At 64.9% G+C, this 24,499-nt stretch carries 21 protein-coding genes; 10 read left to right on the top strand and 11 right to left on the bottom strand.

The features are described 5' to 3' along the window. Positions 1-23: 23 nt before the first annotated feature. Together GJ700_RS35545 and GJ700_RS17965 are read right to left on the bottom strand one after the other, a co-directional pair. Positions 24-1,511: a methyl-accepting chemotaxis protein gene (locus GJ700_RS35545; RefSeq protein ID WP_229507080.1), complete on the bottom strand. Its 1,488-nt coding sequence runs from the start codon at positions 1,509-1,511 to the stop codon at positions 24-26. Positions 1,512-1,610: 99 nt separating this feature from the next. Continuing rightward, positions 1,611-4,310, bottom strand: coding sequence for a sensor domain-containing diguanylate cyclase (locus GJ700_RS17965; RefSeq protein WP_195763927.1), 2,700 nt, complete (start codon positions 4,308-4,310; stop codon positions 1,611-1,613). 222 nt (positions 4,311-4,532) lie between these two features. On the opposite strand from GJ700_RS17965, the gene GJ700_RS17960 reads away from it, so the two are divergent. Together GJ700_RS17960 and GJ700_RS17955 are read left to right on the top strand one after the other, a co-directional pair. Further along, complete coding sequence (locus GJ700_RS17960; RefSeq protein ID WP_154376351.1) at positions 4,533-5,186, top strand: HAD family hydrolase; 654 nt, start codon at positions 4,533-4,535, stop codon at positions 5,184-5,186. Between the two features lie 3 nt (positions 5,187-5,189). After that, on the top strand, positions 5,190-6,383 hold the full coding sequence (locus tag GJ700_RS17955; protein WP_154376349.1) for a glycosyltransferase: 1,194 nt from the start codon (positions 5,190-5,192) through the stop codon (positions 6,381-6,383). A gap of 34 nt (positions 6,384-6,417) precedes the next feature. Here GJ700_RS17955 and GJ700_RS17950 read toward each other — a convergent pair whose 3' ends face one another. Next, positions 6,418-7,488 carry a flavodoxin family protein gene (locus GJ700_RS17950; protein WP_154376347.1) on the bottom strand — a complete coding sequence of 357 codons (1,071 nt, stop codon included), beginning with the start codon at positions 7,486-7,488 and terminating at the stop codon, positions 6,418-6,420. 92 nt (positions 7,489-7,580) lie between these two features. After that, positions 7,581-9,272, bottom strand: coding sequence for a methyl-accepting chemotaxis protein (locus tag GJ700_RS36125; RefSeq protein ID WP_154376345.1), 1,692 nt, complete (start codon positions 9,270-9,272; stop codon positions 7,581-7,583). A 231-nt stretch (positions 9,273-9,503) separates the two neighbouring features. Between GJ700_RS36125 and GJ700_RS17940 the strand changes: the two genes are divergently transcribed. From GJ700_RS17940 to GJ700_RS17930, 3 genes are read left to right on the top strand one after another with little or no spacing between them, the layout of a single operon-like run. After that, positions 9,504-10,907, top strand: a complete 1,404-nt coding sequence (locus tag GJ700_RS17940; protein WP_371868020.1) for a class I SAM-dependent methyltransferase — start codon at positions 9,504-9,506, stop codon at positions 10,905-10,907. After that, positions 10,904-12,277, top strand: coding sequence for a sensor histidine kinase (locus GJ700_RS17935; RefSeq protein WP_371868019.1), 1,374 nt, complete (start codon positions 10,904-10,906; stop codon positions 12,275-12,277). The genes GJ700_RS17940 and GJ700_RS17935 overlap by 4 nt, the downstream gene beginning before the upstream one ends. Further along, on the top strand, positions 12,274-13,257 hold the full coding sequence (locus GJ700_RS17930; protein WP_154376343.1) for a response regulator: 984 nt from the start codon (positions 12,274-12,276) through the stop codon (positions 13,255-13,257). Before GJ700_RS17935 ends, GJ700_RS17930 begins: the two co-directional genes overlap by 4 nt. A gap of 12 nt (positions 13,258-13,269) precedes the next feature. Here GJ700_RS17930 and GJ700_RS17925 read toward each other — a convergent pair whose 3' ends face one another. Next, positions 13,270-14,592, bottom strand: a complete 1,323-nt coding sequence (locus GJ700_RS17925) for an amidohydrolase (protein ID WP_154376341.1) — start codon at positions 14,590-14,592, stop codon at positions 13,270-13,272. 182 nt (positions 14,593-14,774) lie between these two features. Beyond that, positions 14,775-15,353 carry a hypothetical protein gene (locus GJ700_RS35005; protein ID WP_195763926.1) on the bottom strand — a complete coding sequence of 193 codons (579 nt, stop codon included), beginning with the start codon at positions 15,351-15,353 and terminating at the stop codon, positions 14,775-14,777. Between GJ700_RS35005 and GJ700_RS17915 the strand changes: the two genes are divergently transcribed. Together GJ700_RS17915 and GJ700_RS17910 are read left to right on the top strand one after the other, a co-directional pair. After that, positions 15,352-15,603 carry a DUF8129 domain-containing protein gene (locus tag GJ700_RS17915; protein WP_154376340.1) on the top strand — a complete coding sequence of 84 codons (252 nt, stop codon included), beginning with the start codon at positions 15,352-15,354 and terminating at the stop codon, positions 15,601-15,603. The genes GJ700_RS35005 and GJ700_RS17915 overlap by 2 nt on opposite strands. A gap of 41 nt (positions 15,604-15,644) precedes the next feature. Continuing rightward, positions 15,645-15,992, top strand: coding sequence for a GFA family protein (locus tag GJ700_RS17910; RefSeq protein ID WP_154376338.1), 348 nt, complete (start codon positions 15,645-15,647; stop codon positions 15,990-15,992). 8 nt (positions 15,993-16,000) lie between these two features. Here the strand turns inward: GJ700_RS17910 and GJ700_RS17905 are convergent, their stop codons facing one another. Next, positions 16,001-16,687, bottom strand: coding sequence for a LysE family translocator (locus GJ700_RS17905; RefSeq protein ID WP_154376335.1), 687 nt, complete (start codon positions 16,685-16,687; stop codon positions 16,001-16,003). Between the two features lie 80 nt (positions 16,688-16,767). Between GJ700_RS17905 and GJ700_RS17900 the strand changes: the two genes are divergently transcribed. The 3 genes from GJ700_RS17900 to GJ700_RS17890 are packed head-to-tail and all read left to right on the top strand — an operon-like array spanning position 16,768 to position 18,808. After that, the gene (locus GJ700_RS17900; RefSeq protein WP_154376333.1) at positions 16,768-17,724 is read left to right on the top strand and encodes a helix-turn-helix transcriptional regulator; all 957 of its coding nucleotides are present in this window, start codon (positions 16,768-16,770) and stop codon (positions 17,722-17,724) included. A 51-nt stretch (positions 17,725-17,775) separates the two neighbouring features. Further along, positions 17,776-18,546: a DNA/RNA non-specific endonuclease gene (locus GJ700_RS17895; RefSeq protein WP_371868031.1), complete on the top strand. Its 771-nt coding sequence runs from the start codon at positions 17,776-17,778 to the stop codon at positions 18,544-18,546. 10 nt (positions 18,547-18,556) lie between these two features. After that, entirely contained in the window at positions 18,557-18,808 is a 252-nt protein-coding gene (locus tag GJ700_RS17890) for a hypothetical protein (RefSeq protein WP_154376329.1), read from the top strand. Positions 18,809-18,832: 24 nt separating this feature from the next. Here GJ700_RS17890 and GJ700_RS17885 read toward each other — a convergent pair whose 3' ends face one another. From GJ700_RS17885 to GJ700_RS17870, 4 genes are read right to left on the bottom strand one after another with little or no spacing between them, the layout of a single operon-like run. After that, positions 18,833-19,528 (bottom strand): GDSL-type esterase/lipase family protein, encoded by a 696-nt coding sequence (locus GJ700_RS17885; RefSeq protein WP_154376327.1) that lies wholly within the window; start codon positions 19,526-19,528, stop codon positions 18,833-18,835. Continuing rightward, on the bottom strand, positions 19,525-20,490 hold the full coding sequence (locus tag GJ700_RS17880) for a glycoside hydrolase family 43 protein (protein ID WP_154376325.1): 966 nt from the start codon (positions 20,488-20,490) through the stop codon (positions 19,525-19,527). The genes GJ700_RS17885 and GJ700_RS17880 overlap by 4 nt, the downstream gene beginning before the upstream one ends. Continuing rightward, positions 20,487-21,761: a rhamnogalacturonan acetylesterase gene (locus GJ700_RS17875; protein WP_371868018.1), complete on the bottom strand. Its 1,275-nt coding sequence runs from the start codon at positions 21,759-21,761 to the stop codon at positions 20,487-20,489. The genes GJ700_RS17880 and GJ700_RS17875 overlap by 4 nt, the downstream gene beginning before the upstream one ends. Continuing rightward, the gene (locus GJ700_RS17870; protein ID WP_154376323.1) at positions 21,758-24,487 is read right to left on the bottom strand and encodes an exo-rhamnogalacturonan lyase family protein; all 2,730 of its coding nucleotides are present in this window, start codon (positions 24,485-24,487) and stop codon (positions 21,758-21,760) included. Before GJ700_RS17870 ends, GJ700_RS17875 begins: the two co-directional genes overlap by 4 nt. Between the last annotated feature and the right edge of the window lie 12 nt (positions 24,488-24,499).

Raw genomic sequence — 24,499 nt, 5'->3', positions numbered from 1 at the left:
CGGCCGGCGCGTCCTGTCCCTGCCTAGAATTTCGTGAAGTGCGTTTCGTCCACCGGGGCCGCAGTGGCGCCGCGCGCCGCGATGGTGCGCGTGCCTTTCTGTTTGACCAGCACCGGGTGCCCTGGCGCCGGCCGTGGCGGCTCGCCCCGCTGCGGCGTTTCGGCGGCCGTGTAGCGCTTGAACATGTCCATCAGGTGCGCCAGGTGTTCCGCCTGGGCGCTCATTTCCTCCGACGTGGCGGCCAGTTCTTCGGAGCTGGCCGCGTTGAGCTGCGTGGTCTGGCTCAACTGGCTGACGGCGCTGTTGATCTGGCGGACGCCCGAAGCCTGTTCTTCCGACGCGGCGGCGATTTCCTGCACCAGGTCCGATGTCTTGCGGATATTCGGCACCATGGTTTCCAGCAAGGTGCCGGCCTGGTCCGCGAGTTCCACGCTGTTCGACGCGACTTCCGCGATTTCCTGCGCGGCGACCTGGCTGCGTTCGGCCAGCTTGCGCACTTCGGCCGCCACCACGGCGAAGCCCTTGCCGTGCTCATGGGCGCGCGCCGCTTCGATGGCCGCGTTCAGCGCCAGCAAATTGGTCTGGTAAGCGATGTCGTCGATGATCGATACTTTTTTGGCAATCTGGCGCATGGCGGCCGCCGTGGCTTTCACCACTTCGCCACCCTTGGCCGCTTCCCTGGCCGCCTGGGTGGCGATGGAATCCGTGACGCGGGCGTTTTCCGCATTGGCCGTGATGGACGCCGTCATTTCCTCGATCGACGCGCTGGTCTCTTCCACGCTGGCGGCCTGTTCGCTGGACGCCTGGGACAGCGAGCCGGCCGTGGCCGACACTTCATTCGATGCGCTGGCCAGGGTTTGCACTACGCGTTGCACATCCTGCACCACCAGGCCGATGGAACGGGAAATCCAGATGGCCAGGCCACAACCGAGTACGGCAATGACGATGGCGAAGACCAGGATGACTTGTTTGGCCTTTTCCGTGATGCCCCGCATGGCGTCGGATTCCTGCCGGGTTTCCGTGCCGTTCAGCTCCAGCAGTTTTTTCGTGGCGGCGGTAATGGCGGCGTCGGCGCCCTTGGCGGCCTTGTCCAGTTCCGGGATGGTGGCGCCTTTTTCGCGCAAGGCTTCCAGCTGCGTCAGCTGGCTGCCGTATTCCTTGGTGGCGGCATTGATTTCATTGAGCAGCGCCTGTTCTTCGCGGTCGATGTCGCCCGTGGCCTGGTAGGTGCTGACGGCCTTGTCGATATCGGCCAGGTCGGCGCGGAACTTCGCGGCATAGTCGCCGCCCCGCAGGATGTAGTTCTTGAAATGGTGCACGGCATGACCGTTGGAGGTGACCACCGCCACCACGGCATCCTTGCGGACCATGGTGCCCGCTTCAAAGGTGGTCCAGTGCGAGAGCAGGGAAGCCAGGTTCATGAACGCAGTCAAACCCAGCAAGATCACCAGCACAACGATACTGCCCAAACCGACGTGCAGCCGGGTTTCCATCCGCATATTCTTCACCATGACCTGTCCCCCGATAGTGATGTGGAAGCAGGTTCATTCTGACGGATTTAATTTGGGCAATTCTCTCCAATACTCACACTTTTGTGACGAACCTTGTAATTACACGCACTGTGTCTCCATTTCGTAACAGTTGCGGCCCTTGCGCTTGGCAGCATATAAAGCGCGGTCGGCGCGGGCGATCAATTCCTGCTGCGATTCCTTGCCACCCGAATAACAGGCAATGCCAAGACTGGTAGTAATTTGCATCAAGCCACCGGGCAATTCCAGGGCCTCGCGCACGGCGCCCACGACTTTCGCGGCCAGCGCCGCCGCCTCGGCGGGATGGCTGATGTTTTCAAACACGATCACGAATTCGTCGCCAGCCAGGCGCGCCACCGTGTCGATGCCACGCACCGTGCCCAGCAGGCGCGCGGCGAACGCCTTCAGCACTTCGTCACCGGCGCCGTGGCCCAGCGTATCGTTGATGGTTTTAAAATTGTCGATGTCGAGATACGCCAGCGCCATTGTGCTGCGCTGGCGGCGGCAGCGTTCCATGGCTTGCCACAGCACTTCATCGAACTTGCGGCGGTTGGCGATGCCGGTCAGCGTGTCCATGCGGGCCAGTTCGATCAACTGTTCTTCCACGGCTTTTACCCGCGTCATGTCGTGGCTCAGCGCATACACGCCCGCCACCGTGCCGTCCGGTTGCATATCGGGGACGAACGTGGTGTCCAGCGTGCGCACTTCGCCATGCAGCAGCGTGCGCAATTCAAACGACACCACTTCGCCGCGGTACGCCCGGTCCAGGTAGGGCGCGCATTTGGCGTACTGGTGGGTGCCGATGATGTCGACCAGCGTGTGGCCCAACACGGCAGTGGGGTCGATATGCATCCAGCGCTGGTAAGTGGCATTGCCAAAGCGCAGCTTACGCTCGTGGTCCAGGTAGGAAATCAGCACCGGCAAGTTGTCGGTGATCAGGCGCAGGCGCTTTTCGCTGGCGGCCTGCGTCAGCTCCGCTTCCTTGCGCTGCGTGATATCCATCGCCATCAAATAAAACCCCGCCACCACGCCGTCTTCGCCAATATCGGGCACCAGGTCCACCATCATGTGCATGGCCATGCCCAGTTCCGTCGACCGGCGTTCGATATGCACGCGCTCGCCGCGCAAGGTCTTGCTGATCTGGTCTTCCCATAGCTGGTACAGGTCGGGGCCAAACACTTCCGGCACGGTCTTGCCCAGCATGCTGCGGGGATCGAGTCCCAGCAGGTACTGGTAATGGTCGTTGGTGAAGCGGTAGCGCAAGTCGCGGTCGATGTACGCCACCAGCGCCGGCATGCTGTCGGCAATCATGCGCGCGCGGCGTTCTCCGGCCGCGATTTTTTCTTCATAGGCGACCCGCTCGGAGACGTCATGCAGGAACGCAGTGGCCATGTGTTCGTCGCCATGGCGCAGCGCACCGATCGACAGTTCGACCGGAATTTCCCGGCCGTCGCGGTGCAGCGCATGGACCCGCACACGGCTGTTGATCAGCGGGCCGCCGCCGGTGCGGGCAAACCGTTCCATGCCGGCGTTGTGGGCCTTGCGCATGGCGGGCGGCACCATCAGTTCGGCGATGCCGCGGCCCATGGCTTCTTCCCGGCTCCAGCCGAACGTGCGCTCGGCCTGGGCATTCCATTCGACGATGCGGCCTTGCTGGTCGCTGCCGATGAACGCATCCGGCGCGTGCTGCAGGATGTTGCGTACCAGCGATTCATTGTCGCGCGCATGGGCCAGCGCCTCGCTGCGTTCAGCCGTCAAGCTGTAGATCGCTTCGGCCAGTTCGCCGATTTCATCCTTGCGCTTCATGCGCAGCAGGGCGATGTCGGCATCGTCGTCGCGTATTTTCGCCAGGCCGGTGCGTAACCGTTGCAGCGGCGCCAGCAAGCGGCTGATGGCAAACCACGACAGCACGCCCGCCACGGCGGCAAAGGCCGATGCGGCGAGGATGGCGCGCCGGCGCAATTCGATCAGGGGTTCGAAGGCTTCCGCCGTCGGATAGCGCGCACCGACGATCCAGCCAGTGGTGCGCAAGCGTTTATAGGCGTAAATCCCTTCCGCGCCATCCTTGTTTTTCGCTTCGGTCCAGCCTTCAAAGCCGGCCAGCGCCATTTCCGTGGCGCGGTTATAGCCGGGACGCGCATTGATGTGCTGCAGCAGGCGGCTCTGCGTGGGATGGTGGATCAGTACGCCGTCCGCGGTCATGATGAACATGAAGCCTGTCTTGCCGGGCTTGAGCGCATTGATGGGGCCGAAGAAGTCGGACTTTTGCAAATCGATGCTGCCGACGATGACGAACGCCACGTCGCCCGCCTTGTCCAGCACAGGCTGGGTCAGCACCACCACCGGGCGGCCGGACAGGCGCGACAGGAACGGTTCCGACACCAGGCCCTTGCGGGATTGGACTGTGTTTTCGAAATAGGGCTGGGCGCTGGCGGACACGCGGGTTTCATTGAAATCCGGGCGCAAGGTGGCGACCAGTTGGCCGCTACGGTCGAACACGATGATGTTGAAGAATTCGCCGCGCGCGATCGGGCGCGATTCCAGCAAGCGCTGCATGGCGCCCGGATCGGCGTGCGCGCCGGGCGGCAAGCCTTCCGGCAGCGTGGCCAGGAGCGCGCGCTTGTTTTCCAGCTGTTCGTCGACGTAGGCGGCGGCCGTCGACAGCACCGCATATTGTTGTGAACCGATCACACTTTTCATGTCGCGCTCGGCCAGCAGCAGCGCCACGGTGGTGACGATGGTGGTGGCGCCCAGCACCAGCAGGATGACGACAGTCGCCATCCGTGCCTTCAAAGTGAGCGGAAACAGGCGGGCAACAAGGCGGGAAAAAAAGCCTTTGACGGGCATGCGTTAATGGTGAGTATGTTCGGTTGCGTGGAGTATTGCATACCCGGGCGGCAACAGGGTAGGTTTCTTGCAGGCAAATTCATCAGTGTGGTCATTACGGCATGATGCGATGCACTACAATGGTGGCCTCGTCGAATATTGATTTGGAGTAAGAGTATGGCGCTGGCCGGGGTGTTATGGGATAACGATGGCGTTCTGGTCGATACGGAACGCCTGTTTTATCAGGCCAACCGCGAGTTATTCCTGCGCCTGGGCGTCGATTTGTCGGAACAGCAATTTTTTGACTGGTATCTGGCGGACAATTGCGGGGCCTGGCATTTGGTCACCTCTTTGCAATTAACGAACGAGAAAATTGAACAACTCCGGGCGGAGCGCAACGTGCGTTATGCGCAACTGCTGGCAGGGGCGGACGTGCGGCCGGTGGCGGGCGTGGAAGCGGTGCTGGCGGACTTGTCGTCGCGGCTGGCGATGGGGGTCGTGACCAGTTCGAATGGCGACCATTTCCGGCAAATCCATGACAAGCTCGGGTTGCTGCGGCATTTCCGCTTTGCGCTGACGTCGGAACATTATCTCGACAGCAAGCCTGCGCCGGAACCGTATCTGCTGGGGCTGGAACGGCTGGGGCTGGCGGCGGGGCAGTGTGTGGTGGTGGAAGATTCGCCGCGCGGCTTGCAGGCGGCGATGGCGGCCGGCTTGCGCTGCATCGTGCTGCGCCATCCGCTGACGCGGCACTACAATTTCCCCGGCGCGTGGAAAGTTGTCGACCACATGGGGGAATTGCACGAAGAATTGACGGCGCTGGAGCACTGACGCATGGCGCACGTCCACCTGTGCTGGGAACTCGGCGGCGGCCTGGGCCACGCCGGGCGGCTGAAACTGCTGGCGCAGGGATTGCTGGCGGCTGGACACGACGTGTCGCTGAGCTTGCGCGACCTGGGCCATACCCACGCGGTGCTGGCGGATTTGCCCGTGCCGAAATTGCAGGCGCCCACGTGGGTCCACCAGACGGTCGGCTTGCCGGACAACCGCGGCAACCTGGCGGAAGTCATCCTGGAATATGGTTACCTGGAACCGAACGGGCTGGCGGGGCTGGTGCAAGGATGGCGCGCACTGTTCAAGCTGGCGCGGGTCGACATGGTGATCGGCGACTATGCGCCGACCGCCATGCTGGCGGCCCGCACCATGGGCTTGCGCTTTGCGTCGGTGGGCATCGGCTTCACGTTGCCGCCGCCGGGCAGCCCATTGCCGCCGCTGCGCGACTGGGAAGCCATCCCGCCGCAGCGGCTGGCGCAGGCCGAAGCGCGGGTGCTGCAGGTGGCCAACACCGTGCTGGCGCACCACGGCGCCGCGCCGCTGGCCTGGGCGGCGGACTTGTTCCTTGGCGACGAGCCGTGGATGACGGCATGGCCGGAAATGGACCATTACGGGCGGCCGGCGGAAGCCGCGGAGTGGCTGGGCCCGGTGTTCGCCGCCGGCGGCGGCATCACGCCGAGATGGCCGGCCGGTGACGGTCCCCGTGTCTTCGCCTACCTGAAGACCGGGCATGCCGACCATGCGCACGTGCTGGGAGCGCTCGCGCAGGCCGGTTGCCGCGTGCTGTGCTACCTGCCGGAAGTGGCCAACGGCCGGCCGCCGCCGGTGCAGGCGCCCGGCATCCTGTATGCCCGCAAGCCGGTGGATTTATCGCAGGCGCTGGCGGAGGCGGACTGGTGCGTCTGCCACGGCGGTGAAGCGACCATCGCACAAGCGCTGCTGGCCGGGGTGCCGCTGCTCCTGTTGCCGATGCAGGTCGAACAATACCTGGTGTCGCGCCGCATGGCCGCCGCCGGCGTGGCCGTCAACATTCCCGTCACGCCGCCCGACTGGCCCGCCCTGGTCCGCGCCACCCTGGGCAACCCAAGCTTCACCACCGCCGCGCGCGCCTTTGCTGCCGCTCACGCCGGATTTTCGCCGATGGATGGCGTGAGCCGCGCCATCGGACGGATCCAGGTGCCGGGCCAACCGTAGGTCACGCGTGCCATTGCGCAGTAAAATGGCTGGGCTACTTGGGCCGGGGCCGCGTCAAGCCTTCATCTCCCTCATGCATCTGACCTGAGCGTATATGGCGGATGGTCGCCGCTACCGCGCGGCCCACGTTGCGGACTTCCTGCTGGAACGCCGTTGCCCGGTCCAGCACGTCGTGGCTTTCCGCATAGGATTCGTAATAGCCGAGATAGCGGTCCAGCTGCGCCTGCCCGCCGGACGGGATCAGGCCCATCCAGCTCAGCCAGTCCGATAAATTGCGCCGCAAGCTTTCCACGCCGGCCACGTCGCCATGCACGACCAGCCCGAAGGCCCGTCCCGCCAGGTGCTTGGGATAGGGCCAGCCCGCCAGTTCCAGCGCCTTGGCCTGGTCTGCCTTCTTGCCATGGGTGGTGGTGGGATCGGGGTTGCCGCCATCGGCGCACACCAGCCGATCGATCATCAGTTTCAACGGCGACGGCGCCTGGTACCAATAGACGGGCGTGACGATGATGACGCCGTGCGCGGCGACCCATTGTTCATAAATTTCCGCCATCCAGTCGTTGGTCTGGCGCGCGGCGTGGTTCGGATAACAGCTGCACGGCCAGTGGCACAGCGGCATGGCGGTCGAGACGCACCCCTTGCACGGGTGGATGTGTAAATCGTAGTCCGACGTCAGCCGGCTGAGATCCAGCACGTGCACGTCCAGCCCGTCCGCTTGCAGCGTTTCCCGCAGCAACTGCACCATGCGCCACGATTTCGCCATTTCACCGGGGCAAGTACCGTCGTTGCGCGCGGCGCCATTGATCAGCAACACGCGCGATGGGGTAGCCGGATCCTTTTGCACGCGTTCGGCCTGGTGCAGCCGCTCGCTGGTGGCGCGCCACTCGTCGGACAGTGCATACGCCGGATCGGCATAGCCGGGACCGGCCGGCCGCGTACGGGGCGCCTTGCGGCCTTCGTCATAAGCCTCCCATGCGACTTGCTCGACTTGTTCCAGCGCATCCCGTACCCGTTCAAAGGCCGGGTCGGTAAACGAACGGCGGAATTGCACATGGAATTCGTTGCGGTCGAGTGGCGCGGGCGCCTGGCCCTTGCGGATCGTCGTCATGGCAGCCTCAGGTGGTTGGCGCCAGCATACGCCGCAGAAAGTAACGCTTCCGTACGTTGGCGTACGCAAGCGCAGGCGGCTCGTCAGGCGAATCAGGTGCCGGTGGCGCGTTCGCCGTCCAGCTCCCGGCCGGGCGCCGCCAGGCGGCGCACCCGTGGGCGGTCCGCCAGTTTCGTCACGTTGACGCGGCGCACCGGTTGCGCCGGAATGGCGGGCGCTGCCGCCGTGCCATCGGCAAAGGCCGCGGCGCCTAGCCGGAACACGCCGACGGTGGCGGACAAGGCCAGCGCCTGCTCGCGCATGGCGTCCGCCGCGCTGGCCGCCTGTTCCACCAGCGCGGCATTGCGCTGCGTGCTGTCATCCATGCCGGCAATGGCCGCGTTGACTTGCTCGATCCCCGTCAACTGTTCGGCGCTGGCGCGGGCAATGTCGGCAATGATGTCGGCCACGCGCGCCACGCTGGCGACGATCTGCTCCATGGTTTGCCCGGCTTCGTCGACCAGCCGGGCGCCGGTATCGACGCGCTGGACGGAATCGTCGATCAGCGACTTGATTTCATGGGCCGCCGCCTTCGAGCGGCCCGCCAGGTTGCGCACTTCCGTGGCCACCACGGCAAAGCCGCGCCCCTGTTCGCCGGCGCGCGCCGCTTCCACGGCCGCGTTCAGGGCCAGGATATTGGTCTGGAACGCGATCGAATCGATGACGCCGATGATGTCGGCGATGCGGCGCGACGACGCGTTAATCGACGCCATGGTTGCCACCACTTGCGACACCACGGCGCCGCCTTGTCCCGCGACGTTTGACGCCGATTGCGCCAGTGCGTTGGCCTGGTGCGCGCTGGCCGTGTTTTGCTGGACGGTGGCCGTCAGCTGCGCCATGGCCGACGCGGTTTCTTCCAGCGTACCGGCCTGCTGCTCGGTACGCTCCGACAAATCCGCATTACCGGCGGCAATTTCCGACGACGCGCGGCGGATCGCATCCGTACCCACCCGCACTTCCGACACGATGCGCACCAGGCTGGTGTTCATGTCTTTCAGTGCGGCCGACAGCACACCCACTTCATCGGTGGACCGCACTTCAATGGTGGAACCCAGGTCGCCGTCGGCCACGGTACGGGCGACAGTCACCGCGTGCCCGATCGGGCCGACGATGCCGCGCGTGATGTACCACGCCGTCGCCAGGCTCAGCATGCCGCCCAGCACGCCCATGACGACCATGGCCAGGCTGGCCGTGCGCGCCGTGGCGCGCGCCGCGCTGCCGGATTCGTGCATTTGTTTGACCTGGTAGGCAATCAATTGCTCGATGGCGTCGAACTGTGCCTGTTGCAGGGTTTTGACCTGTTCCGCCATCCATGCATTGGCGCCGTCGCGGTCGCCTTCCTGCAATTTTTGGATCAGCGGTTGCAGCGACGTGGCATAGGCCGTGCGTGCTGCGATGATGGCGCGCAGCAGCGTATCGGCGTCGCCGGCCATGCCCAGCGCCTGCAGTTTGCCGATATGGCCGTCGCCCTCGCGCGCCGTATCGGCAATGCCGCGCACTTCGGCGCTGTTGCCGCCGTCTTGCATCAAAGCATTGCGGACATCGCGCGCCTGGCGGTTCGACGCGTCTTTCAAATCGTTGAGCAGGCTGATCTTGGCGTAGCGGTCATTGATGGTGACGTCGATTTCCGCGCTGACCGCTTGCAGTCGCGTGGCGCCCACGGCGACCACTGTGGCCAGCAACAGGATGGTAAGAGAGAAGGCGGCCGTCAGACGTCGGCCGATGGACAGATTGGCTATTTTCATAAGTGATGTTTCCAGACGGAATCATCAGTGTACCATTTTAACTACAGTCTCCTTTTCAGAAAAACAATACGGATTATTCGCCTGCGCATACCAACCATGTGTCGTAAATGTGTAAAACATAGCGTGGGGAAATGTTGCATATAGCGCCACTCGTCTATACACTCAGCCGTCGTTGCATTAGTAACATCAGCGGCCGCCTGTGCGCCGCGCCAACCTGGAGTGTGTCCGGCCGTGTATCCGCAAACGCAAATCGATCCCGTCGTCAGTTTCGTGAACGCGCAAGGCGATGCGGCACGGGGCACCATCGTGAACCTGGGCCGCCGGACCCTGGTGATGGAAGTCTATAACCCCCATTCCATCGTCCAGGTCAGCGAAGTCATGACCGAACTGACGTTGCGCCGCGGCGCCGCCAACGCGTATGTCGGCAAGGCAGTCGTCATCAGCCTCGTCAATACGGGACTGACGGCCGTGGTCTCGCTGCGCCTCATCGATGAATGGCGCGAACTGGGCATGGTGGAATGGGCGCCTGGCGCCGTGCGCACGGCGGCGCTGGACTTCGTGCGCGACTGGGATGAGCGGGACCGTATCCGCAGCGCTTACCAGATTGCAATTAACGAAACCAGGGCCTATCTGACCGACGTGGCGCGCTGGGTGGAGCAGGCGGATTTGTCCGATGCTTTGCCGAAAGACGGCGAGGGGCGGTTGCGCGCCGACGTGTTTGCCGAACTGTCGGAACCGTTTATTGTCCGCCTGCGCGGCTACCTGGACGACATCAACGACGAGGCGGCGCTGGTGGAGGAAACCCAGGCCGTGGCGCACCGCGCATTTGCCCAGCATGCGCTGCACCCGCTGGTGTTGCGGGCGCCATTCGTGTTCCGCACCTATACAAAACCGCTGGGCTATGCGGGCGACTACCAGATGGTGAACCAGTTGCTGGACGATCCGCGCCAGGGGCCCGGCACGTATTTTCAGATCGTCAACGCCGCCTTCCTGGCCACGCCGGTGGCGCAGGCGCATCGCGGCCGCATCGACATGCTGGTGGCGTTCCTGACGGAGCAGGCCGATGCGGCGCGCGCGGCGGGTCGTCCGTTCCGCGTGCTGAACCTGGGCTGCGGGCCGGCCGTCGAAGTGCAGCGCTTCCTGCAGGAATACCCGGAGCCGCACTGGCTGGCATTCGAACTGGTGGATTTCAGCGATACGACGCTGGACTGGACGCGCGGAAAGCTGGATGCCTGTAATGCGGCCTTGCCGCGCCCGGCGACCATTCAATACGTCAACGACTCCGTGCACCGCCTGTTGAAACGGCCGCTGGAAGAGGGCGCCAGCACCGGGGAATTCGACGCCGTCTATTGCGCCGGCCTGTTCGACTACCTGCCCGATAAAGTGTGCGCCCGGCTGCTGATGTATTTCGCATCGCGCCTGCGCCGGCGGGGGCGGGTGCTGGTCGCCAATGTGCACGCGTGCACCCCGGGGCGGCACGCGATGGAACACATCCTCGAGTGGTACCTGATTTACCGCGACGAGGCCGGCATGCGCCGACTGTTGCCGTCCGACGCGCTGCTGGTGCGGCTGTCCACCGGCGCCGGTGGCGTTGACGCCAGTGGTTACGTCTGCGCGGAAGCCGTCCTGCCGTGATCGCCGCCAGGGACGAGTTCAGCGACAGCTACGCGGCGGTGCTGCATGCGTACCGCCTGCGCTTTTCCCGTGGCGGCGCCTATACCTGTATCGCGCTGGTGATGCTGGGCGTGGGGCTCGACGTCGCGCTGTACCCGGACCACCAGCTGCATTTCGTGGCGCTGCGTTCGGTGGTCTCACTGCTGATGCTGTGCATGGCGCTGATGCTGCGCGCCACCTGGGCCCAGCGCCATGTCCAGCGCATCACGTTTGCGTGGCTGCTGCTGCCGCAGGTGATGATCAGCTGGATGATCCACGTCACGGAAGGCCCGGTCTCGATTTACTACGAAGGCTTGAACCTGGCGGTGTTCGCGTCCGGCATCGCGTTGCAGTTTTCCGTATGGCAGTGCCTGACCCTGGGCGGCATTACGTACCTGATGTACTTCCTGGCTTGCTACACGCATCCGGCGGGCGCGGCGTGGCAGGGCGCCTACGCCGTCAACTCGCTGTTGCTGATCTTTACCGTGATTGCCAGCGCCGTGTGCGCCTTCTACAACGAACAGGCCCGCGCCATGATGTTGCAGCTGAAGGGCGAACTGGCGGAAAAGAACCTGCAATTGAAGCAAAGCAACCGCGACCTGGCCGACATCAAGGGCCAGATGCTGCAGCAGGAAAAGATGGCGGCGACCGGCACCCTGGCGGCGGGGCTGTTGCACGAAGTGTGCAATCCCGTCAATTACTGCCTGATGGCGATTGACCTGGCCAGCGAAGACCCGGTGACGCAAGCCAGTCCGGCGCTGACGGAATACCTGGCCGACGCGAAGGAAGGCATGCGGCGCGTCCAGTACATCGTGTCCGACCTGAAAACGTTTGCGCACCGCAAGCAGGGACATTGCGACGAGATGGCACCATTCCCGTTCGCCCGCGCGCTGGAGTCGGCGATCCGGCTGGTCGGTCATGAAATCAAGGATGTAAAGGTCGAGCGCGACTTGCGTGGCGATACCATAGCCATGGGCGACGAGGCCGATATCATTGGCGTGCTGATCAACCTGTTCAGCAATGCCGCGCTGGCCATGCGCCAGTTGCAGGACCGTAAACCGCATCTGTACATCGGCGCGGTGGCGGATGGGGCCCGCCTGCGCGTGACGGTGCGCGACAACGGCCCCGGCATCGCGCCGCAACTGCTGGGGCGCGTGTTCGAACCGTTCTTTACCACGCGCGAAGTGGGACAGGGCCTGGGGCTGGGACTGTCCATCAGCTACGGCGTGGTCCGGCGGCATGGCGGCACGCTGGTGGCCGACAGCGTGGCCGGCGCCTGGACCACATTCAGTTTCGACTTGCCTCGGGCGGCCGCCTGCCCCGCGGGCTTCCACCTTAAGGAACAACCATGAGCGAATCCCATACTCCGGCCATCCTGTATGTCGACGACGAGGCGACAGCGCTGAAATACTTCCAGCGCGCGCTGGAGCCGCTGGCGCCCGTGCTGACCGCCTTGTCGGTGGAGGAAGGGCAGGCGCTGCTGGACCAGCATGCGGACCGTATCGCGGTGCTGGTGTCGGACCAGCGCATGCCGGGCGCCTATGGGAATGCGCTGCTGTCGTATGCGCGTGACCGCTATCCGCACATCGTGCGCATCCTGACGACGGCGTATTCGGAACTGGAACACACGGTCGATGCCGTGAACCAGGGGCAAATCCACCGCTACATCCAGAAACCGTGGGACATCGCGGCGTTGCGTATGGAATTGAAACAGGCGCTGGAGCTGGCGCGGCTGCGCCGGGAACACGCGCAACTACTGCGCGAAAAACTGGTGGTGCGCCAACAGCAAGTGATCGCGTCCCGCGTCGGCATGGTCTACACGCTGTGCGCCGGTATCGGGGGGCTGGTGTCATGCCTGCCGGTGGAGTCGTACCTGGCGGCCGCGCAACTGGGTGGCGTGGCGCCGCCCGAACCGGACTGGCTGCTGATCGACCATGCCGACCTCACCAGCGCCGAAGCGTTCCGCAATGCCGCGTTCGCGCTGGCCGTGCGCGAGCACCTGGACGAGATCGACCAGCGCCATGCCGATGCACAGCCGGAACGCATTCTTTCCATGCTGGAGGAAAATTTCGGCGCCGCCTGCAGCGTGCTGGGCACGACCGGCGTCCATTTCCGCGATGGCGCGGACCTGGCGGAATTCCTCGCGTCGCCCAGCGCCGACGTGATTTCATCGCAGCATGCATTCTGGATGGCGGCCCTGCTGTGGCTGGGCCGCCACGGCTGGACCTTGCACATTGCGCCGGGCGAAGGGGGCGGCGTGCAGGGCAAGCTGGGGCGCAGCGACACCATGCTGACACCCGCTCAACTGGCGGCGTGGGTCGAACGCTTCTGACGCGCGCAAGCGTCAGGGTTTCTTCAGCAAATCCAGCAACGCCAAGGTGGATGCTTCGACGCCCGTGCGCACCGACTGTTCCGGCGTGATCTTGAACAGGCCGCTGTGGTGGCCGGCCACCGGCGGGCCGCCCGCACTGGCCGCGTCGAGCGCCGCCTTGGGCGTGCCGCCGACGCGGAAATAGACGCTGGGAATATACGGCTGCGACGTAAAGGCGGGGAAATCCTCCGCGCCCATGCCGAGGCGGGGTAATTCCGCGTCCAGGATATCCGGCCCCATATTCTGCACCCAGACGGCTTTCAGGCGCCGTGTCAGTGGGATATCGTTGACCGTCGGCGGCGCGGGATCGTCGACTTCGCGCACGGTGGGCAGCTTGTCTTCGGACACGCCGGCGGCGCGGGCCGTGTTCAGCGCCACGCGGCGGATGCCGTCCAGCAGCAGCTTGCGGGTTTGCGGGTTTTCCGAACGCACCGTCATTTTTAGCTCGGCGGTATCGGAAATGATGTTGGCCTTGGTGCCGGCATGGAAGGAACCCACGGTGATGACACCCGGTTCGCGCGGCGGCAAATCGCGCGACACCAGCGCCTGCAAGCCCATGACGATTTGCGCGCCGATCACCACCGGGTCTTTGCCCGTATGCGGACTGGCGCCATGGGCGCCGACGCCGTGCACCACCACTTCGACCGTGTCGGCGCCGGAATAGGGGGCGCCTTCCAGCGCTTCGATTTTCCCCAGCACGTTGATCGCCGAAACGTGGAACGCCAGCGCGTAATCGGGCTTGCCGAAACGCTCCCAGAGTCGGTCGCGCATCATGGCCAGCGCGCCGCCGACCCGTTCTTCCGCCGGCTGCGCAATCAGCATCAGCGTGCCGGACCACTCGGCCTTGCGGGCCGCCATCTGGCGCGCGGTGCCGACCAGGCTGGTGATGTGGACGTCGTGGCCGCACGCGTGGGTGACGGGGAACAGGTTGCCTTCCCGGTCTTTCTGCATGACTTTCGATGCATTCGGCAAGCCGGATTTTTCCTCGACCGGCAAGCCATCCATATCGGCGCGCAGCATGGCCATCGGGCCGGGGCCGTTTTTCAGGATCGCCACCACGCCGGTGCCGCCCACTTTTTCCGTGACCTGGAAGCCGGCGGCCCGCAATTCCTGGGCAATGCGGGCCGCCGTGTTGACTTCCATGAACGACAGCTCGGGGTTGCGGTGGAAGTGGTCGAACAGCGCGCCCAGGCGCTCCTTGTATTCGCGGGCCACCGCCTGGTGCAGTTCCGTGTCGGCCGCCGCGGCGGTCTGTAACGCGCCGAGGCAGGCCAGCGCCAGTGTCATGCGTTTCATGGGGATCCTTGTCGTCGGGTGTGAACGAGGAATCTAGCACACAGCGTGCGCCAGGCAAACAAGGGCGCGCGTATGATCGGATCACCGCAAACCATGAGGAGAACCATCATGCCCAGAGGAGCCAGCCAAAAACGGGAGCGCGAGTACAAGGAACTGAAGCAGGAGTTCCAGAAGGAAGGCCGCTACGGCGGCCGTGAAGACGAAGTCGCCGCCCGCATCGTCAACAAGCAGCGCCGCGAACACGGCGAGACCAAGGAACAGAAGGGCGCCGCCAAATCGGCCAGCCGCGCCAGCGGCAGCAAGGCGTCCGCCGCCAAACCGGCCGCCAGGACGGCGGCAAAGCCTGCCGTGAAGTCTTCCGCAAAACCGGCCGCAAAGTCCGCTGCGAAGCCGGCGGCTAAAAAAGCTGCTGCGAAATCCACGACGAAGTCCGCCACGAAGGCGTCCGCCAAGCCCGCGACAAAGGCGGCTGCGAAGTCTGCCACGAAATCGCCAACGAAGTCCGCAACGAAATCGGCTGGCAAGTCCGCCACCAGGTCCACCGCTAAACCAGCCGCCAAATCGGCGACCAAAACCGCCGCCAAAACCGCCACGAAAGCGGCAACCAGGTCAGCCGGCAAGACGGCCATGAAGGCTGCAACGAAGAGCACCCCGAAAGCGGCTGCCAAGGCTACGGCGAAACCGGCGACAAAGGCGGCGGCGAAGACGGCACGGAAATCCTCGGCAAAAACCGCCACCAAATCCGCTGCCAAATCCGTCATGAAAGCCGCGAAGCCCGCCGCCAAGCCATCGGCCGCCATGCACAAGATGGATGGCAAAGGCCGCGACGCGCTGCACCGCATGATGAACGACGGGTTGCCGATCAAGGATTACCAGAAACTCACGGTGACGCAGATCCGCAGCCACGTGCACGAACTGACGGCAGCCCAGCGCCGCACGGTCCGGGCGTACGAAACGTCGCACAAGAACCGCAAGGGCGTGCTCGAAGCGTTGTCGGGACGTTTGCACTGATTTAGACTGCTGGCTCCATTAATCAACAGCGGAGGAGCGCCATGCTGTACAAGGGAAGCTGCCATTGCGGCAATGTGAAGTATGAAGTGGAAGGCGAGATCAAGGGCGCGATCATGTGCAATTGTTCGATCTGCCGCCGTAAGGGCACGCCGCTGGCGTTCTTCCCCCGCACCAGCATGAAGTTGCTGACGCCGGAAGATGCGCTGGCCACCTATACCTTCAACAAGCACGTGATCAAGCACCACTTCTGCAAGACGTGCGGCATACACCCGTTTGGCGAAGGCACGGACCCGAAAGGCAATGCGACGGTGGCCATCAGCCTCAATTGCCTCGAAGACTTCGATCCGGCGTCCGTCCCGGTGCAGCAATACGACGGACGCTCGCTGTAGGCCAGCGCTCAGCGGACAGTATGTCCGCCGACCACGATGGTGATATCGGCCGACTGCATGGCGGTCGACACGCCTCGCCATGCCTGCGCCGCGCTGGCGCAGGCCGTGGCAATCAACAGCACGCCCATGACTTTGGCCGTGACGGCCGACGCGCGCGGGTGGTGTGTGAACCAGTCCGTGGCGTGGCTGGACGCCAGCGCCAGCGCGCCGTAGACGCCCACCTGGGTGGCGGCCGTGATCGCGCCCAATACACCGGACTGCAGCCACAGCGGCCCCTCGTCCGTACGCAGGAACTGGGGGAAGATCGCCAGCATGAACAAATACGCTTTCGGGTTGACCAGGCTGGTCATCATTGCGCGGCGGAAGATCACGTGCGGCGCCAGCACTTCGCGGCTGTGCGACGGCTGGAACACGCTGTCGCTGCGCAGGAAAGTCCAGCCCATCCACGCGATGTAGGCGGCCCCGGCCAGCAACAGCGTATTGAACAAGCCGGGTAACAGTTGCAGCAGCATGGCGATGCCCAGCGTCGCCATCGCCAGGTGGCAAAAGCCGCCCGCCACGATACCGCCGACAGCCGCCATGCCGGCGCGCCTGCCGCCCAGCAGCGAACTGGCCATGACGAAGGCCATGTCGAGGCCGGGCAAAATCACGATGCCGAAGACTACGGCGAAATACAGCCACAGATGATGATTCATAGTGTTCTCCTTGTTGTGTCCGGCAAGTATCGTGTTTAATGAGGACAGTTTTCGCCCTGATTCGACGCTAAAGTGGCAGCATGTACCATCCGACCACCCGCGTACTGGCAGTACTGGAACTGCTGCAAACCCATGGCCGCATGAGCGGCGCCGAGATGGCCAGCCGCCTGGAGGTGGACGGCCGCACGTTGCGCCGCTATATCGTCATGCTGGAACAGATCGGCATCCCCATCCTCAGTGAGCGGGGGCGCTATGGCGGCTATGCGCTGATGCCGGGTTTTAAGCTGCCGCCCATGATGTTCACGGACGACGAAGCGCTGGCGCTGTCGCTGGGCTTGCTGGCGGCCCGCAGCCTGGGCCTGGCCGAAGCGGCGCCGGCGGTGGCCAGCGCCCAGGCCAAGCTGGAGCGCATCATGCCGGACGGGTTGAAACGGCGCGTCGGCGCCATCGATGAAACCGTGCGGCTGGACCTGGAACGCGCCCGCAACGCGGCGCCGCAGGACAATGCTGCGCTGGTGACGTTAAGCGCCGCGGCCCAGCAGGGACAGCGCGTGCACCTGCGCTACCGGACCATGGACGTCGACAGCGAGCGGCGCATCGATCCGTATGGCCTCGCGTATTACGGCGGCTGGTGGTACGCGGTGGGCTTTTGCCACTTGCGCCAGGACATGCGCACGTTCCGGCTGGACCGCATCGTGTCGGCGGAGCCGCTGCCGCAATCGTTCCTGCGCCCGCCGGGATTCGACGCGCTGGCGCATTTGCGCACGTCGTTTGCCGCCATGCCGCGCGCCCATCCCACCGAAGTGCTGCTGAAGACCGACCTGGCCACGGCCCAGCGGTTCCTGGCCGACGCCATCGGCCTGTTCGAGCAAACGCCGGACGGCGTGCTGCTGCATAACCAGTCGGACAGCCTGGACTGGTTTGCCCGCGAACTGGCCAGCCTGCCGTTTGAATTCGAGATTATCGCGCCGGATGCGTTGCGCGTGGAATTGGCCGCCATCGTCTCCCGTTTGTCACGGATTGCCGCGCTCCGCTAGAATGCGGCGCAGTATCCGTTCATCGCAGTATTTGTTCAAGTTAAGTAAGGAATCACGTTGAAGAAGAAGTTAATAGCCGCCGCCTTTGCGCTGTCCGCACTGGCGTCGTCGCTGGCGCTGGCCGCCTGTCCCGATCACTACGTGGATGGCAAGGCGCCGGAATTCCGTAACCAGAAGCTGGCCGTCAATACGCAGGAACTGTGCTACGGCGTGTTTGGCATCATGCATTCGGGTGTGACCCGCACGCCGCTGTGGGCGGCCGAGCACCTGACCGCCGACAACGTCGAGCAGGCGCGCGACCTGGACCGCGAAAACTCCTTCCACCCGGAGGAGCGCCTGCCGCGCCAGCACCGCGCGGAATTGTCCGACTATGCGCGCAGCGGTTTCGACCGCGGCCACATGGCGCCCAATGGCGACATGCCGGACCGCCAGTCGCAGCGCGAAAGCTTTACGCTGGCGAACATGGTGCCGCAGGATGGCGACAACAACCGCCATGTATGGGCCGGTATCGAGCAGGCGGTGCGCAAGCTGGCAAAGAAAGAGGGCGACCTGTATGTGATCACGGGGCCGGCTTTTCTCGGCACGGACTTGCGCAAGATCGGCAACGTGCTGGTGCCCAGCCATTTATACAAGGTCGTGTACAGCCCGCGCCAGCGTGCCGGTGGCGCGTATTTCGTGGAAAACCAGCCGGACGTGCAATACGTGACGATGACAGTGGCCGAGCTGGAACAAAAGATCGGCATCAATCTGTTGCCGTCGCTGACGCCGCAGCAAAAGCAGACCATGCTGAAGCTGCCAACCGCCAAACCCCGCAAACGCTGAGGAGTCCAGCATGGCCAAGAAATTCATCCCCTACGCCAATGAAGCCGATGTACTGCACATTGGCGGCCTGACCGTGGAAAACCGTGTCGACCGCATCACGATCAGCGGCGACATCGACCTGACGCTGGACAAAGCCGGCCTGGCCGACACGCGCGCCCTGCACAAGCTGCTGTCCGACGTGCTGGCCAAACTGGAGTCGGCCAGCCTGCCAGACCGCCTGCCGCCCCCCGACGTCAAATCCGTCGCCAACCCCTTCGGCTGATCCAGGGCTTCAACCGCGGCAGGGTCAGTTGGCGAGGACGGTGGGCAGGACGGCGTCCAGCGCGTCGGCCCACATGGTGTAGCCCTGTTCCGTCAGGTGCAGCCTGTCGCGGGACAGGCCTTTCCAGTTGTCGCCTTCCGGCGTGAACCGGGAAGCCAGGTCGACGTAGACCACGCGCTTGCCGTCGGCCAGCGGCGCCAGCAGGCGGTTGACGGCGGCCATTTTCGCGGTGGCCCGTTCGTTCGGCAGGATGCTCATCAGGACGACTTTCACGCCGGGGAATTTCTTTTGCGTGGCGGCGATCACGGCCTGCACGCCGCCGGCGATATCTTCCGGCTGGTCCGACACGTTGTTGGTGCCGATCATGATGACGGCGGCTTTCGGCTTCAGGAACGACAAGTCGAATTGCTGCAGGCGCCACAGCACGTGCTGCGTGCGGTCCGCGCCCAGGCCGAAGTCGAATGCGCGGTGCTCGAAACGGGCGCGCCACACGGCATTGCCCGCGCCCCAGCGCCACTGCTCGGTAATGGAATCACCAATGAACACCAGGTCGGCCTGCCGGCCCTGGCGCAGCGCCAGGTAATCGGCAAAGTACGTCTGGTACGGCACCCGTTGCAGGTAATTGCTGTCGCTGGCGGTGGTGGTGGCCAGCGGTTCGGCCCAGGCGGGCAGGGTGGGCAGGGCGGCTGCCAGCAGTGCAGCGGCGATCCAGCGTTTCATTTTGTCTCCTCTTTATCAAGTGTTGCCAGCAGCGCCGCGGGTACCGCGAACGCCGTGCCGTGGCGCATGCGTAGCGGCGTGCCTTCGTCGGGAAAACGCATGCGGTCCGTGACATCTTCCCAGTGCACCAGGTCGCGCGAACGCAGCGCGCCATAATGTTTGGTCATATAAGCGTCGTAATACACCACCGCATACGCGCCCACTTGCAGCGCGGTCGGTCCTTCCACCCATTTGCCGATGGGCGTGAACGGCGCACCGGGCTTGCCGAACGGGCCCTGTACGCCGGCGGCGGAGGCCAGTTGCAGGTATTTGCGGGGCGGGTTGCGGGTTTCGTCCTTGATCAGCAAATGGCGCCGGCCATTGAAATCCAGGAAGGTCGCGTCGATCACGCTGAAGCCCGGGTCGTAATACAGCCTCGTCGGCGTGAACGTTTTGAAGTCCCGGGTGGTGGTCACGTACAGGCGGTGGTTATATTTGTCTTCCGACGAACCATCCGTTTCCGGGAAGCGCCCCGGCACGGTGGAAGCCCAGAAAATCACGAATTCGTCCCGTTCGCGGTCGTACGCGATTTCCGGCGCCCACGCATTCATGGCGGTTGCCTCATGCGCCATGACGGGCAATTCCCGCTGCGCCGACCAGTGCACCAGGTCTTTCGACGACGCGTAGCCGATATTGTTTTCCTTCCAGCCCGAAGTCCACACCATGTGATAGGTGCCATCCGGCCCCTGCACGATGCACGGATCGCGCATCAGCTTCGCGGCGCCCACCACCGGTTTCAGGAAACTGCGGCCGCCGCCGACCTTGTCCCATCGGTAGCCATCGCGGCTGGCGGCAAAGTGCAGGCCGTCTTCGCCATTGCCGGTAAAGTAGGCGAACAAATACGCGTTGCCGGTCGTGCGCGCGGGCGCGGCGCATCCCGCCAGCATGGCGGCGGCAATGCAGAGTGCGAGCGGTCGTATCATTGATTGGCCTCGTCGCCCAGCGGGCGCTCGTTGGTATGGTTCGGGCTTGGCGGGACGGCAAACGCCGCCACCGGATCGGGCCTGGCGGGATCGTACGCGCCATAGCCGTCGGCCAGCCAGTACGCTGCAGCCAAGCCTTGCCGGCGCATGCCGGTGGCCACCATTTGCGCCAGCTGGTAGGCGCCGTAATTGTTGTGGTGGGTGTTGTCGACCTTGCCTTGCGGCTGGGCGAACGCCGCCTTCGATGCTTCCACGCCCAGGGTTTCGTAGAAGGGTTTGCTGAGCGCGTTCAAGTCGATGAACGGTGTGTTCATTTCCGTGGCGGCCTGGCGCGCGGCATTGGCGTAGTCGATCAGCGATGGCGCCACCTTGCCGTTGGCGTCGAATGCGCGCCGCTCCATCGACGACAGGATGACGGGAATGCCGCCATGGGCGCGGATCGCCGCCACGTGCAGCCGGATTTCGTCAAGATAGGTCGTGAACGGTCCGCCTTTGCCCTCCTTGATCTGCTTCTGGTCGTTATGGCCGAATTGCATCAGCACGGTGTCGCCCGGCTTCATGGCCGACAGCACCTTGTCCAGCCGCCGCCGCTGCAGCGAGTCGCGGTACGTCTCGCCGGATTCCGCGTGGTTGGCGATCGCGATACCCGGCTTGAAGAAGCGGGGCAGCATCTGGCCCCAGCTGGCATACGGTTCGCCCGGCTGGTCGCTCACAGTGGAGTCGCCCAGCAGGAACACGGTCGGCGCCTGCACCGGTGCGATGTCGATGGCGCGCACGGCCGGGTGTTCGCCATTGAATTCCAGGGTCAGGCGCGGGTCCCAGTTCCACGCTTCCTGCACGGTTTCGCGCGGCGCCTTCAGCTTGACGGCGCCGCCGGCCAGCGTGTTGGACGCAGCGATGCGGGGCGTACGCACATTGACGGTAAAGGTGCGCTGCTCGGTGGCGCCCGGCGCCGTGCGCACGTTTTCCAGCATCAGGCGGCGCAGCTCGGATTTGATCGTGGTGACGCCGGCCGTACCGCCGCCCAGCGTGACGGTCACGTTGTAATTCCCCTCCGGCAAGTCCACGGAAAAATACGCGGGCTTGTCCGCCCGGGTCGCCGTTTCAAAGCCATAGCCGCGCTCCTTGGCATACAAGGTGTCGCGGCCAACGTGCGTGTAGCCAGCCTGCGGCTGGCCATCGGTGAAATCGAAGCGGCGCGGCGCGTCGGCCTGCGCCTGGCTGGCGACGGCCAGCAGCGCGGCCGCCAGTGCAATGGTGTACTTGTTCACAGATAGTCTCCCACCAGCGCCAGGTTCTGGATCGCGGCCAGGCACCACTGCGCCGTGTCGTTGGTGCTGGCGTTGGCGATTTCCTGGCCCGGATTCATGACGGCGGGCCCGGAAACGGGCACAGGCCGCGAGCCGCCCGTGCGGCCGTGGAATTCCTGCCACGCGCGCCGCGCCAGCGCGGCGTCGCCGGTGCGCCAGGCGGCATACGCCGTCAGGCGCGAATGGCCGATGGTCAGCGCGGACGTGCCGCCGTGGACGCTGCCCAGTTCCCGCTTCTGCTGTTCTTTCGGCGCGTTGTACAGCCGGCAGTACTGCAGCCAGGCCCGTTCGAATTCCTGCTGGCCCGTCAGCGCGATGAGTTCCGCGAAGATTTCCACGGCGCCGAACACCGCGTTCAAGTGGCTGGCCGCCACGCCGCCATTGGTGGTGTCGTGCAGCCGCCCCGTGGCGGGTTCATAGCCGGCGCGGCTGGCGCTGAAGAAGCCCTTGGGCAATGCGGCGATATCGCGCATGCCGGTCAGCAGCTTGTCGCGGCTGCGCTGCGCCACGGCGCCACGGCGCTCCCATTCCGTCAGCCAGTTGCCCGCCAGCGAACCCCAGTCGGTGCCGAAGCTGATGCGGGCCGGGTAGTTGCCCTTTTCCGGCTCTTCCGAGCGCTTGCGCACCGGATCGACCTCGGCCAGCTTGGCATCGGCGTCCAGCAATTCCCGCATCACGTCGCCGATGCGCTCGTCACCGGTCAGGTAATAGTAAAAGCGGCGGTAGATGGCTGCACTGATGCGCACCTGCTTGGCGCTGCAACCCCAGTGCTGCACATTGTGGCGCGAGCCCAGCCCCGCGAAACGGCCCAGGTGGTGGATATCGACTTCGCTGGTGTGCCGCACCATGGCTTCGGCAAAGCGGAAAATATCGGCGCGGCCGCTGCGCAGGAAGGCATACCACAGCCACAGGTCGGGCGACAGTTCCGAGTTGTCCCACGCGAAGCCGCCCACGTCGTAGCGCCACACGTGGCGGTCGGCATCGTAGGTGTGCATCACGTCGCCGTAATTCCAGAAGCCGTACCAGTGGTGCTGTTCGACCTGGCCCTTGTAAAAGTCGAAACGGCGGTCCAGTTCGTCTTCGATGGCCGCCTTGGCCGGTTGCGAACGGTCCGGCAAACTCCACAAGCCGCCAAAGATGCCGCAGGCGAGGTAGTGCGTCGGGGGCGCCACCAGTTGCGGCAAGGTGCGCACGTTGTCCGCCATCCGCGCCAGGCGCTCGCGCGACGGCGTTGCCTCCAGCGCCCACAAGGTGATCTCGCTGCTGCGCGCGACGCCATACGGCGAACCGAAGCCTTTTTCGTAATCCTCGTACGTGATTTCCAGGCCTTCGAGTTCCTGTTCATGGGTTTCCATGCCTATGCCGTCGTGGTAGAAGCGGATGTCCATGGCCGGCGCGTCGGGAGACCACATCCAGACCGTGACTTCGGCCGCTTCCGTGTGCGCATGGCGGATATCGAGCTGTGTCGGATGGCGCTGCCAGAAATCGCGCAGTCCGAACGCCATGCCGCCGGCGGCGCCGCCGATATAGCCGCAGCCCGGGGCGCGCTTGCCCCACGACGCATCGATCCAGCCATGACCCGCCTTGGTGCGCTTGCGCACCTGGAAACCGTCGGCCGACAGTTGCGACAGCGTGTAATCGCCCCACGCGGGCACCAGGTGCATCAGCTTGCGCACTTGCGGGTTCATGGTATCGAGCGCCGGGCAAGCCTTGCCTTCCACCTGCGCCTGGCGGAACGCGGCGCCCGGATCGCGCCGCAAGCCCGTGAGGTTGCGCACGCCTTCGCCCCAGATGCCGTTGCCGTCGCCGGCAAAGCGCACGTGGCGGTCGTACAGCGCATCGGTCATCGGGACGGCAAAGCGCAGGCCGATGCCGCGCACGAAATCCTTGTTTTCATCGCCGTCGAAGATAAACGTGTGCATCACGCGCACGGCGTCGCCACCCGCATAAAAATACAGGCGCACGGTGAACGGCAGCCAGTCGCGCCCCGCCGCGCGGTGGCGGCCCTCGATGCGCACCACGGCGCGCACCGGTCCCTGTTGCTCGATCGTAGCCTTTTGCACCACGCTTTCGTAGCGTGTCTGCGCCACGGCGGCGGCCTCGGCTGCGGGACCGTTATCCGTCAGCGCCACCAGCCTGCCACTGGCCAACGTCGTACGGCCATTGCGGACGATGGATTTGATCAGGTAGCGCCCCGTGCGCGCGATGGTGCAGCGGATCACGCCCGTATCGACGTCGATATCGCCGCCGTGCTCGCGCACCGTCACGCCGTGCCGCACCTGCGCCTTCGGTGGCGCCGCACGCAGCGCCAGTTCAGGGGATAAACCCGCCCCGGCGGGCAACGCGTGCGCCGTCCATTTCAGCGATCCGTCCGGCCACCATGCCAGCGGCCACGTTTGCATCGGCACCTCGGCACCATCCGGGCCGGCCAGCGCGAACGCCTGGCCATCCTGGTGCACGCCCTGTGGCCAGGGGACGCCGACGGTCGCGCCATCGGTCAGCGCTGGGATGCCTTCCAGCCAGTGCAGACTTGTGCTGCGGGCGGACGCGGGATCGGGGCGGGCGGGTGGTTTTTCCGCCGGCGCGGGGGCGGCCGGAGCGTAGGCAGTGGTGGCGGCGGCGGCCGTTACTGGCAACGCGGCCAGCGCGGAGGTCTTCAGGAAATTGCGGCGGGATGCTTGTTCCATGGTGGTAGCGGA

This window comes from Pseudoduganella rivuli (assembly GCF_009674485.1).
GTDB classification, from domain to species: domain Bacteria; phylum Pseudomonadota; class Gammaproteobacteria; order Burkholderiales; family Burkholderiaceae_D; genus Rugamonas; species Rugamonas rivuli_B.
Note: the sequence above shows the minus strand (reverse complement) of the source record. Positions and strands in the feature narration are given on the sequence as shown.